Source organism: Vibrio chagasii (genome assembly GCF_002954585.1).
Lineage (GTDB): Bacteria > Pseudomonadota > Gammaproteobacteria > Enterobacterales > Vibrionaceae > Vibrio > Vibrio chagasii_A.
The window spans coordinates 401,210-414,233 of the sequence record NZ_MSCI01000002.1; the positions used below are offsets into that span (position 1 = coordinate 401,210).

Genomic DNA, 13,024 nt, shown 5'->3' on the forward strand with positions numbered 1-13,024 from the left:
TTATATTCCTAATCCAAACTCAGCACTTATGCTAATCTGGCAGTATATTGTGGCAAGATTAGCGTGAGTGTACTTTTCCTCAACGTAGTTTACAGAACCCTTTCGCCATATCTGCATAGCTTCAATAGGACATTTCTAAGTGCTATTTTGAAGCATTTCAATTGAACTTATAACTGTGCTAATATCCAGTGTTTTTATTTTCTATTGGAGCAGTTACTTTGTCAAAACAACGATTACTAGTTGACCTATTCTCCGGATGTGGGGGGTTATCACACGGCTTTGAGCAAGCCGGTTTTGAGTGTGTTGTCGGTGTGGATATTGATGCTCCAGCTTTGAAAACTTTTGCTCACAATCACCCTCATGCAACCCCAATGCGATTAGATCTTTCTGAACCACAGAGCATTGATGCAATTGTTGAAGAACTTAATGGTCGTCAAGTTGAAGTTATTGTAGCTGGACCACCTTGTCAGGGCTTCTCTCTAACGGGCACCCGAAACGAAAATGACAAACGAAACAAGCTTTTTTATTCTGTTTTTCAGTTAGCCGAACGTATCAACCCAAAATACATCGTGATAGAAAATGTACCAGGTATTGCTAACCTATACGAAGGTCGTGCTCATACAGCAATTCTGGCTGAATTTGCCCGTTTAGGTTATTCAAACTCTGAAAAATTGATGTATGCACCAGATTACGGAATTCCTCAAATTCGTAAGCGCATGTTTTTTGTAGGCGTCAGAAATGGTGAGAGATTTGCTTTCCCTGAAGCAACGCATAAACCAGATAATTATGTTACGTGTGAACAAGCAATAAGTGACTTGCCGACTTTAGAGCATGAGCTCGGTAAAGAAGACTCTGACTACATTATGACTCCCCAAAGCGAGTATCAATCACTGATGCGTAAAAATGCTACTAGACTGTTTAATCATGTCGGTACTCGTCATACGGAACTTGTTGTTTCTGTCATTCGTCAAGTACCAGAAGGTGGTAATCACAAAGACTTACCACCAGGCGTAGGTGATTCTCGTAAATTCAATGAAGCTTGGACTCGCTACCACAGCCAAAAGCCGTCAAAGACAATCGATACTGGCCATCGCAACCATTTTCACTACAAGTGGGACCGTGTACCAAGTGCGCGTGAAAATGCTCGCCTTCAATCTTTTCCTGATGACTTTCAATTTGTTGGACCAAAAACACAGCAGTACAAGCAAATTGGTAATGCGGTCCCGCCGTTACTAGGCCTTGCGATCGGTAATCAAATTCTTAAATTGGAAAAATAATAATGCTAAATACTATCGACTTGTTTGCAGGTTGTGGTGGCTTAACTGATGGCTTTAAACAATCTGGAGAGTTTAAACTATTAGCAGGAGTTGAGTGGGATAAACATGCTGTCCATACTTTACGTCAACGCTTAGCTACACGTTGGAATTATAGTGAAGCGAACTCTTCAATGCTCCATTTCGACATCCAAAGAACAGATGAATTGATCTTCGGATATGACAACGATCAGGAATATGGCAGTTCAGTAGGATTAAATAAGCTAGTCGGTAGTAACAACGTTGATGCTGTTATTGGTGGTCCACCATGCCAAGCATATTCAATAGCGGGCCGTATTCGCGATGAAAATGGTATGCATGACGACTACAGAAACTTTCTATTTGAGTCATACATGAAAGTAGTCTCTCACTTTCAGCCAAAAGCGTGCATTTTTGAAAATGTTCAAGGGATGTTAAGTGCAGCCCCTGGTGGTGTGTCAATCGTTGAACGAGTCACAAAGGCTTTCAATGATGCTGGGTACTATATTTCAACGAACTTGAAGCGTGATGCTCTATTTGATACATCTGAATTTGGAGTCCCTCAAAAAAGATTGCGTGTGATTATTGTAGCTCTAAGAAAGGATGCCTTTTCTGATTGTGAGAACAAAGTTAAACAATTCTATAAAAAGCTAAATTCATATAAAGTTGATCGTAAGGTGACAGTTGATGATGCTATAGGTGATTTACCTAAGATACTTCCAGTAGAAAATGCAGTAGCGAGAACATCACATAAAACAGAAGACTCAAAACAAGATTTATTAAATCATGAGCCTCGTTTTCATAATGCACGTGATATAGAGATATTTAATCTATTAGCAGAAGATATTCAAAGTGGATGTAATAAATATGTTCACAGTGATGCACTAAAAAAACTGTATACAGAGAAAACAGGTAAATCCTCTTCTGTACACAAGTACCATGTGTTACGACCTAATTTACCAAGTAATACGATACCTGCACACCTATATAAAGATGGTTTAAGGCATATTCACCCAGACCCAGAGCAGGCTCGAAGTATTACAGTACGAGAAGCTGCGAGACTACAAACTTTTGCAGATGATTTTGAGTTTTGTGCAGCTCAAGGTGCGAATTATAAAATGATTGGTAATGCGGTACCACCACATTTCTCTTTGTATATTGCTAATTCTTTGGCTAAAGTTATTAATGAAGAAAAGTGAATTGAAAAATCCATATAAGATTGAAATTCAATCTTATATGGAGGGTATGAGCTAATGGATACTAAAATAATTTATGTTCACTTCTATGGTGTCTATTATATTCATGAAATGGTGAGCAGATTGGGTCTTTGGGCTTTATTTTCAACCCTTTATATTGATAGAGAACTGATGTTTTAGGAACTGTAGAACTAATAATAATCTCATTATCATCATTCAACCCAAAGAACCCCTGATCAAAACATTTATGCAAGTCACTAGACATTAATATGCCATTCGACGGTAATAAAGGGCCCTTATGAGATGCTGATTTTATATGGGCAGCCTCTAAACCAACATGTTGGCCTTCGATTAATGAAGTTCCTCTAATTGCACACTTATTGTCATATATTTCACGAATAAAGCGAGCAAATTCGGTTTGATTTTTTATTAGAGAACTAAATATTCCCGCGGGATCATCTGGATGGTGTTTTTGTTGTGTTCGAGCTTTATTGCCCTTAGTTATGTGTTCCGTTGTACTTTTGACTATTTCAGCAATATTTTCAATTTCGGTATCAGTCTTTTTTACATTGGATAAGTCGGAAAACCTTTTAGTAAGTCTTAATTTTTCAGTATCAACTTTACCATTTTTTAAGCATTCTTTAGCTATAGACTCGAAATCTAAGTAATCAATATCAGTTTTTTGAATAGATTCAATGTAATATTCATCGTCGCTAAGTTTAATTATTACGACTATAACATGCCTATCTAAAGAGAGTAAATTATCAATGCTTTTATTTCTATAAATTCGAACTTCATCATGATCTCTTTTGAGTCCCAAGTGAAGGAAATATTTTGCGTTGTTGTAGACGATGTTTAACGCAATTGAGTGGTGATCTTTTGTATAGAACTTTAATATCTTAGTATCATTAAACTTAGTCTTTGATAATGGTGGAAATAAATGCCAAGAATTTTTGAAAATTCTAATATATTCCCCTCTCTCTCCTGGAGTGTCTTTAGTGTATCCTGATTCTTCACTTTTTAATACTTTTATGAATGCATCCATAAAGTAGCCTTTTTACTATTAATTAAAATTCAACTTCAAATTTATTAATACTATCTTTTAAAATAGAATATTTAACATCAACAATTCCTTTTGGAATGTTAGATTCTGTTAAAGTCGGAAAAGATTCGATTATATGATATTTAGAGTACCCATCTATATTGTAGGTGTATGATTTTGTTAATAAAGTAAAAACCTCGTTGCATCCGACTTTTTCAAGTTTTTTATAAAACTCTGACTTTGCCTGAAAATTATCACCTAAGATAGTAATCAACTCTTTTATCAAGCTAGAGAGGCTATAACCACCTTCATTTTCAATCAATTCATACAAAACAAGATATAGTTCACTTTTACCTAACCTCAATTGGTCTGAGCTTGATATCGAAAATTTTGTCGGATTCTTTGTTGTGGTCGTCTTTATTTCCAATCGTTTATTACCCACGAAAAAATCACTTCTAGAGCCTAAAGGCCCCGTCCAACAGTCAATCGCATTGGAAACACCTGAGCGTACAAGGTATATTAGATAAGATAATTCACCAAAAAGCCCTTTCACTAATTCCGGGTTTGGTTGGACTTGTTTAACTTCTTGGAAGAAATCACGCCATTCCAAAATGGTACTCTTAAAATTATCAAAAAATAAATTTGAATTCCCAATGTCATTCTTAGGGATCAGCTCAGATACGAATACTTTAAAAATATTTGTGATATATTCTTTATCTTCCTCGATGTAGAGAGATTCTGCATGATATCTATAGGTAAACCCTTTTGAATCTACCTTAAACTTCATTTTTGCTTCTACATTAGATATCGATACACGAAGACCTCTTTTTGACGTTGATGGAGAATAATAGAGAAAGAATGTTATGTTTTTACAAGCAAGAACAATACGCTCAAGCGTATTGTTCTTGTTAGTTAGCATATCCCTATCAGCTTCTAACTCACTAAAAATTTTACTAACGGTATTTAACATTAAAGGTTCTCATTTACCCAGACATTATTAGCTACATATTTCACGGTTTTTGCCGTTTGAGACCTAGGAAAGCTTACCATGAAGCCAACTACTGGGCTGTCTGTATGTATTAATTGCTTGTCTTTATCCGTTGGCTCTACTATATAAAACATTAATAAACCTTTCGATTTATGTCTTATCTGGCGACTATGGATATCTTTGATTTTTAAGTTAGTACTCTCTCGAGCACTCCAGATATCGAGTTTTTTAGTAACTTCACCACTGTTCAAGTCAACAAATTCATCATGCTTGCTAGCAAGCCTTCTGAAGGTTAAGCGGTCACTATCATTCTTGAGTACTTTTCGTCTCGATGCATTAACTGTCAATCCATTATCAAAATTAACATTTTGGCCTGAACCTGAATGAATGACGACAGTCCAATCAGTTAATTCACCGCTTGATACCTGAGTGTTAATGTATTTTGCGATAACTGCAGGTACGACAGAGGTAGATGACTCGAGAGTTTGTAAGTCTGCGACTAAATTGGCAACATCAATACCTTTTACTGAGTCGATATAGATAATATCTTTCCAATTTCTCGATATATAGTTGGTGCTAATCTGCTTATTAGTACTAATTTGATGTGGTTGATAAAGTGATAAGAATTGGTTTAGTCTTTCCCAGTTGTTCCTGAGTTCACGGGTGCTTAAGGCTGTTGATTCAGCAACCCCACTCGCAAAAGAGACGTCTACTTCCCTAGTTTCTCGCATCTTTAATCGGTTAGTAACTAGTAAGCCGGGGTGAACTTTAACTTTTAAGCCAAAATCTTTCGGGCTCATACCTAGCTCGCTCATTTCATTGAGTTCTTCAACCAACTCCTCTGAAGCACTAAGGATTGATTGGAAGCTCGAAACCATAGAGCTGTTAGTATACAAACGACATAGGTCATCATAGTTAGGTCTATAACCAAACCAGCGACCCATTTGCATCAACGTATCATACATGTTTGATTGTCTTAGAAAATAGCTTACAGATAACCCTTCAAGAGTAAGGCCGCGTGATAGCTTGTCGCCACCTACTGCAATGACACGTTCCGGGTAATCTTCTCGATTATATTCTAGGCCGTCTTTGGAAGAGCCATTGATGGTTTTGACTTCAAAGCTTTCTAAAATTTCACAAATCTCATGTTGAACGGCATCCCATGACTGATCAACGCTACCTCGAATGGTTTTCGTTGTTTCCATATAATCTTGATGCCAGACTTGGCGAACTCTTTCAATAAAGTTGTCATTATCAAAGAACTGGTTGGTTACTATATCTAAGAAATCTTGAACTTGCTCTGCCACCTCTAATTGAACATCTTTAAATCGGGTTACATGAATCAACATTGTATTGTGCTTATTTCTTGCTCCCCTTAAATTACGAACGGCAACAGAAATAATGAAGGATATAACAGCGTTCTCTAAGCATGGTGGAACTTTATCTTCACCATGATAGAAAGGAACCAAATCTTTTTTATGAGGTGTTGGAATCCACTCGCTAGCATCGTCGATATCATCGGTAAGACTCCTAATTATTGGATAATTTTGATCTGCTTCAGTTGAGAAGATCTTATTTGGGCCAATATAATTACTAGGTGTAGGTAATGTTAGAATGAAGCTTTTGGGGAAGAGGTCTTCACCATATAGGCTGTGTTGCCCTGCATCACTTATGAGTACGTTGGCGAAAGGAGTGGCTGTATAGCCTACATATGCACTTTTTTCAAAAGAATTAAGAAGCTTACGGATCAATCTGTTGATCGTTGTTGGATCATAGTCGCTAGTATCAACAGATGCTTGATCTGCTTCATCATCGATAACAAGGATTGAAGTGTCTTTAACTTTATTGGACTTCATATCTGCAAACTGAGAAACCCAAGCATTTAGGTTTTCAAGTATCGAGGCGTTCTTTTTTATGACAAATAGTAGTGGTGTTTGATCTGGGGCAATATTAAATTGCTTCGCAGTATTGTATTGAAAGTCACCGTTTTCAGCACAGGTTGTTATAGTGTTAGCTTTTAATTTATTTGTGTCATCTTTCCCAACACCAACTTTGCTACCAGCTCCATTTTCACTGCTGTATCCTAAAAAGCCCTCATCCAGTCGCATTTGTGTTTGAGCTCTAAGGTCGTTGTGAATACCCGCAAGGACAACAATTACTTTGTATCCTGCATCTGCTGCTTTACATATCAATCCTGTATAATTGCCAGTCTTCCCTGATTGCACGCTACCAACTACTAGGCCTCTTCGATCCCAATCACCCGAACGATTTGGGTCTTCTAGATGTGCTAGAGCTTTGTCGGTAGTGCGGTGTATTGACTTTACACTCTCTACAGGTAGGCCTTTTTCATCCAATAGGTACGTTTCATAACGTTTCCAAAAGCCCCATTCTATTTGTCCCTTTCGTTTAGGTAACCATTCTATGTGATCTGAATTATCAGCTACAGTCGCTGATTGACCTTCAACTTCAACAGAGAAATGAACTCTGAGATTGTCAACCATTTGTCCAAAATGTTCTTCTGATAGAGTTATACCAAATCGCTGAAAGTAGCTTGTTAGAATACCTTCTAATTCGATAGGGGTAGGAACTTTTCCTTGTTCTATAAAGCAACTCGTAATTTCCATTCTTGTTAGCTTTATAGCCAGTTCAATTTGTTTTTCTTGTTCAATTGTCATTTTATAATTTCTATAGTGGAAGTTTTTCTTCTAAGCTTTTTATATAATCCATAAACTGCTCTCCTACTTTATCATTGCTTGCAATGATCCTATATAGAGAGTTAGATCTATCAACTTTTATTTCATTGTCTTTTCTAGACCAAATGCCTTCATGATTCTCAACTTTTCTATTTTTATTAGTGCTCATTTTTATTTTTTCAAGAGATAGCTTTCTAACTGTTTCTGCTGCTCTGTTTAGGTTTGGAAGCATGTTTAATGGAGGATGTGCAGTAGATTTTTTAATATCAATTTGCCAATTTTTATCTTCACTATTTTTAATTTCAACTACAACTCTACCTAAAGCATAATCATCATTTATCTTCATGCTATGCCTTCTCCCTAAATTTAACCAACCACCATAAGATATTATTCTATCGCCACGGTATATATAAACTCCCTGTAATTGGTTAAAACCTACTTCTTTCTTAAGTTTCCTTTTTATTGGTACGGGTAAGTCGGATTCTTTAGGTACAATAAAACTAGAAATAGAAACATTGTCATTTATGATTGACTTGTTACTTCCCATAGATGAGAAACAATCAAAATGAGGATCAAATGGGGTGATTTTACGTTTGTTTATCGTGATGGTTATTTTATTTTGAGTTAAATAACGATGAAATACGAGAGAAAGGTGAAATTTTACTTTACCTAGTAATGAGTAGAAGTCTTCATCAGAAATCATATTTCCAGAACCATTAAGGCTCATCATTCGGTCTAAACTTTCAATAAGTACAACAGTGCCTGAAGAACATTCTGGTGCATAATTAAACTTTGAATCGGGTGACTGATTTTTAAGTACTTTCCATTCGTTTAAATCTGACACAAGGTCTAAGTCCCACCTTCTTAAGGAGCTAGAACCATTTTTTCTCGTGAAAACAGTAAGTTCTTTACCCAATGAGAAGGAAGCCGTTTTCATACCCATGCCAAATCTTCCCAGATCGTTTGATTCTCTTGCTGCTCTCGGGTTTTTGGAACCAGGGCGCATTGCTTGAATAAGCTCAGCTTCATCCATACCATGGCCATCATCACAGATAGCTATGTATGATTGGCCTCCATGCCATTTCATTTCTATATCTATGTTAGTAGCACTTGCTGAAATACTATTATCGATAATGTCAGCAATAGCCTCTTCGATACTGTACCCTAAAGAGCGTAAGTTCTCTATCATTGAAGCCGCTGATGGTGTGATGATGTCTTCATCGCTCAGCTCTAATGGTATGTCATGTATATTCTTAGATGAAGTTGAATTATCATCTATATATACATTAGGCAGACCTTTTACAGAAAACTGGTAGTTATCGATATAATCTATACCTATGTCTTCAATCATAGAGTGACTTTTCCCATTAATTATTTCAAAAATAGAGTTGTATTCTTTGTCTTTCTCTTTCTTGAACAAGAATAACTTTATACCATTGAAATTTGATTCAATAACTCTTTTCATAACAATAATGTCATCAGGTTCTATATAGCTATCTGAGTCGAGGCTACGCGTAAAATATAAACGGTGTTCATTTCGGGTACTTTTCTCTTCATGAAGTGCTTTGTTATGCCATACATAATCTACTAAGCCCATTTCTTGACCGTTTGGCGATATGTACTGTACTTCAATTGTACTGTCTGGAATTTCGAAATTTTGTTCAGGAAGAAAGGATAAGCACTTTTTGGATACCATCAAAAAGCTACCAGCACGCTTGCTTTTTCCACCTTTCCTAATTCCAATTTCGTTTGCGTTTACAATTCTTACATAAATCATACATCACTCTCCAATTTGGTATTTTATTGAAGTGTGTTGGTTTAACTAACCAATAGTTCATACTTCACCTAGTTGAATAGTATCAATATTCCTTATCAAAGATAAGTTAAACCCTCTATAAAATTAAGTATTTATGCTAGTCTTCAAGTTTTAGAGCTATGGTTTGTAGGTTGATTTTTGTTTACTGTTTATCATTCAAATAAAGTTGATACTTTAAAAATTCTTCTCGTTCACTTAATCAAAAGTGACCCTTTAGCCAATCCTTTCGAAAAAGAGCAGATCTTGGTTCAGAGCCCGGGTATGTCTCAATGGCTTAAGATGGAACTCGCCAAAGAGTTTGGTGTAGCAGCAAATATCGATTTTCCTCTTCCAGCAACTTTCATTTGGGATATGTTCACCCAGGTGCTTCCTGACGTACCGAAACGCAGTGCTTTTAACAAAGAAGCGATGACGTGGAAGCTAATGAGTTTGCTGCCCGCGAAACTTGACCACTCTGATTTCTTACCCCTACAGCGCTATCTTGAAAACGATGAAGACGGCTCTAAGTTGTATCAATTAGCCGAGAAAATTGCCGATATTTTCGATGGCTACTTGGTGTATAGACCTGAGTGGATGGCGATGTGGGAAGCAGGCGAGCCCGTTGCAGAATTGATTGATAGTGAAGGGCAACAAGAGCACCATTGGCAGCCGATTTTGTGGAAGGCACTCTACGATCAAACGCTCTCTCAAGGCCAATCGAAATATCACCGTGGTAACTTGTATCACGACTTCATTGAAGCGTTAGCTAATCAACAAGGCCAGTTACAACACCTGCCTAAACGTCTGTTTGTGTTTGGTATTTCGTCACTGCCTCCTCGTTACATGGATGCGTTGAAAGCGCTTGGCGAGCAGATTGATGTTCACCTGATGTTTACTAACCCTTGCCAACATTACTGGGGTGACATCCGCGACCGTAAATACTTGGCAAGAGTGGAAGCGCAGCGTCGTAAGCAGTTTACTCTGGTTGATGGCTTGCCTCAGCTAGAAGGAGAAGTCTCGCCACTGAAAGATGGTATTGAAGCCAATGTCGAAGATGAGCTGCATACCAGCCAAGCAGTAGGCAATAGCTTACTCGCGTCTATGGGCAAGCTAGGCAGAGACAATTTGTTCTTGCTGTCTCAATCAGACAGTGAAGAGCATGAATTCTTTATTGATGTCGAGAGAGACAGCCTGCTGCATCAACTGCAAGCCGATATTCTTGAGTTAGAAGAGCACCAAGACGATCACATCTTAGATTCCAGCAACCACAAACAAGTGGTTGAGCTGGGCGATCGTTCATTGACGATACATGCTTGTCACAGCCCAATGCGTGAGGTTGAAGTTCTTCATGATCAGCTGTTAGCAATGTTTGACGCTGACCCAACATTAAAGCCACGCGACATCATCGTGATGGTGGCAGACATCAATGCTTACAGCCCTGCGATTCAGGCGGTATTTGGTAATGCTCCGGGTGAGCGTTATATCCCATACTCGATCTCGGATCGAACGGCAGACCAAGAGAGCCCGATTCTGACCGCGTTCATGCAGTTGGTCGCGCTACCAAACACGCGCTGCTTAGCTTCTGAACTTCTAGAGCTACTAGAAATCCCAGCGATGATGGCACGCTTTGGTATTGATGAATTTCAATTTGAGCAAGCCAAGCAGTGGGTTGAAGAAGCGGGTATCCGTTGGGGGGTCGATTCGTCGACTGCAACTGAGTTTGATTTGCCTGCCACCGAGCAAAATACCTGGCTATTTGGTATCCAGCGCATGCTACTGGGCTATGCGATGTCGGATTCTGCAGGTTTGTTTGAAACCGAGCATTCTCCAATTGCGGCTTATAACGAAGTTCAGGGCATTAACGCCGAACTTGCGGGTAAGTTAGCGCACTTTATTGATCGTATTGCCCATTACCGTCAACGCCTTGCCAAGACGCAATCCATTGATATGTGGCGTGAAACCTTGTTGCAAATGATTGATGATTTCTTCGCCGTTGAGCTAGAAGGCGAGGTAGTGCTTAAGTCGATTCGTGATGCACTTTCTCAACTGAATGAACAGCTTGATGATGCCTTGTACGAGCAAGAGCTATCGCCAAGCATCATCTATCAGTACTTAAACAATAAACTGTCAGGCGCGCGTATCAGTCAGCGTTTCTTAGCGGGGCAAGTAAACTTCTGTACTCTGATGCCGATGCGTTCTATCCCGTTCAAAACCGTTTGTCTTTTGGGCATGAATGATGGTGTTTACCCTCCCTCTAACCCTGTCGAGAGCTTCAATTTGTTAGAAGGCAGGGCTCGTCCCGGAGATCGATCTAGGAGAGAGGATAGCCGCTATTTATTCTTAGAAGCAATGTTGTCGGCGCAAGGGCGTTTGTACATCAGTTATGTCGGCCGCTCGATTCAAGATAATACTGAGCGAGTACCGTCGGTATTGGTTTCAGAATTGATTGAGTACTGCCAGCAGAACTACTGCCTAAGTGGCGATCAAGCGCTACCAAGTGATGATTCTGGTATCAAGCTGACTCAAGCGATCAGCTTTGAGCACACCATGACTCCGTTCAGCCCGGCAGCTTTTACACAAGGTGATGAAAGCCATGTATTGAGCTACGCCAAAGAGTGGCTTCCTGCGGCTAACCGTTCTGGTGAACGCAGTGGTGAATTCAATCGTGCTTTGGACGACTATTTGCTTGGCGCGACTTATCCGTTAGAACTCGATCTGGTTGAGCTACAGCGTTTCTGGCGCTTGCCAGTGCAATACTTCTTTAATCGCCGTCTCAAAGTAGTGTTTGAGCCACCGCTTCCGGTAATGGAAGACGATGAGCCATTCGTGCTTAATGGCTTAGAGAGCTTTCAGCTTAAGGATGCTCTTCTGCAAGTGCTGCTGGATAACCCTGAAGGGGCAGATGAAGCGGTTCGCTTGTTTGTCTCTGAGCAAAAAGCTCAAGGTCGCTTACCGGTTGGCGCTTTTGGTGATATCGAGTTTGAAACTAACCGCGTTCAAGCGGAAGACTTAGCCAAAGAGATTCGATTTGTAAGTGGGCAGCCACAGCAAGATCTTGAGGTGAATATTGAGTTTGATGTACTAGGTGAAGGCAAACCGGTTCGTTTGATGGGGTGGCTGACTCAAAACTATCAATCGGGCTTAGTGCGCTTCCGTAGTGGCAAAATTCGTTCGCAAGATTACTTGGCCGCGTGGATCGATCACTTGTGTTGCGCAGTGATGGGGCATGGCAAAACAACTCATATAATTGGTTATGACAGAAAAGAGGGCGTGGTTCACCAAACGCTACAGCCTATCGGCGATGCACAGCAGGCGAAGGGTTTATTGGCTGAGTTAGTACGACTGTTCTATCAAGGTATGACAGCACCATTGCCTTACTTCCCGAAAACCGCCTTGGCCGGCGTTGAAGCGGGCTTTAGCCGTGGTAAATGGGTCGATGATGAAGAGAAGTCGCTCAAGAAAATGGCCGATACTTTTAATGACAGCTTCGCTTTTACTGGCGAGGGTCGAGATACCTACATCTCACGTATTTGGCCTAAGTGGGACGATGAGCTGGCTGCTGAGTCGCGTATGTATTCAACACTTGTGTTACAGGCGGCAAGGTTGGCTGCTGCCGATCTGGAAGATCAGGAGTAAATGACTGTGATCGACAAGATCAATAGAGGATGCGCTGAATTCATGAAAGACGAAAGAAAGTCGCTAGTATGCATTTGGAGTGCTTGCTTTCAGTGTGAAGGGAATCAAGGTGAAGAGAAGCAAGGTACAGGAAATAAAGTGGCCGCCAGTAAATCATTATTAGTGTAGGGCGTTCGCTGTACGGCCACAGGTCAGAGGGACCATTATTCTGTGGTTCTAAATAGGCAATGAGTATAAAACTCGAATCGCGCTCCTGAACTCGTGGGCGCATAGTAGCGAGGCGATCCGAATTGATCCGTGAGAGAGATCGCACTAACTATTAACAAATCAGCGTAGGACGTAAATTGAATGACGTTTTCCACGCTAGGTCACATTTGTAACA

At 39.6% G+C, this 13,024-nt stretch carries 8 protein-coding genes; 4 read left to right on the top strand and 4 right to left on the bottom strand.

Annotation, left to right across the window (positions count from 1 at the left end):
- The first annotated feature begins 218 nt into the window (after nucleotides 1–218).
- Nucleotides 219–1,277: a DNA cytosine methyltransferase gene (locus BTO10_RS09895; RefSeq protein WP_105024427.1), complete on the top strand. Its 1,059-nt coding sequence runs from the start codon at nucleotides 219–221 to the stop codon at nucleotides 1,275–1,277.
- A 2-nt stretch (nucleotides 1,278–1,279) separates the two neighbouring features.
- Nucleotides 1,280–2,491 (top strand): DNA cytosine methyltransferase, encoded by a 1,212-nt coding sequence (locus BTO10_RS09900; RefSeq protein WP_105024428.1) that lies wholly within the window; start codon nucleotides 1,280–1,282, stop codon nucleotides 2,489–2,491.
- A 61-nt stretch (nucleotides 2,492–2,552) separates the two neighbouring features.
- Here BTO10_RS09900 and BTO10_RS09905 read toward each other — a convergent pair whose 3' ends face one another.
- From BTO10_RS09905 to BTO10_RS09920, 4 genes are read right to left on the bottom strand one after another with little or no spacing between them, the layout of a single operon-like run.
- Nucleotides 2,553–3,533 (bottom strand): HNH endonuclease, encoded by a 981-nt coding sequence (locus BTO10_RS09905; RefSeq protein WP_105024429.1) that lies wholly within the window; start codon nucleotides 3,531–3,533, stop codon nucleotides 2,553–2,555.
- A 22-nt stretch (nucleotides 3,534–3,555) separates the two neighbouring features.
- Nucleotides 3,556–4,500, bottom strand: coding sequence for a PD-(D/E)XK motif protein (locus BTO10_RS09910; protein WP_105024430.1), 945 nt, complete (start codon nucleotides 4,498–4,500; stop codon nucleotides 3,556–3,558).
- On the bottom strand, nucleotides 4,500–7,193 hold the full coding sequence (locus tag BTO10_RS09915; RefSeq protein ID WP_105024431.1) for a Z1 domain-containing protein: 2,694 nt from the start codon (nucleotides 7,191–7,193) through the stop codon (nucleotides 4,500–4,502). The genes BTO10_RS09910 and BTO10_RS09915 overlap by 1 nt, the downstream gene beginning before the upstream one ends.
- 10 nt (nucleotides 7,194–7,203) lie before the next feature.
- Complete coding sequence (locus BTO10_RS09920) at nucleotides 7,204–8,988, bottom strand: ATP-binding protein (RefSeq protein ID WP_105024432.1); 1,785 nt, start codon at nucleotides 8,986–8,988, stop codon at nucleotides 7,204–7,206.
- 177 nt (nucleotides 8,989–9,165) lie between these two features.
- On the opposite strand from BTO10_RS09920, the gene recC reads away from it, so the two are divergent.
- Together recC and BTO10_RS23460 are read left to right on the top strand one after the other, a co-directional pair.
- A complete protein-coding gene (gene recC / locus BTO10_RS09925; RefSeq protein ID WP_105024433.1) occupies nucleotides 9,166–12,642 on the top strand; it encodes an exodeoxyribonuclease V subunit gamma in 3,477 nt (1,158 codons plus the stop codon).
- Nucleotides 12,643–12,810 (top strand): hypothetical protein, encoded by a 168-nt coding sequence (locus BTO10_RS23460; protein WP_181143973.1) that lies wholly within the window; start codon nucleotides 12,643–12,645, stop codon nucleotides 12,808–12,810.
- Nucleotides 12,811–13,024: the final 214 nt, after the last annotated feature.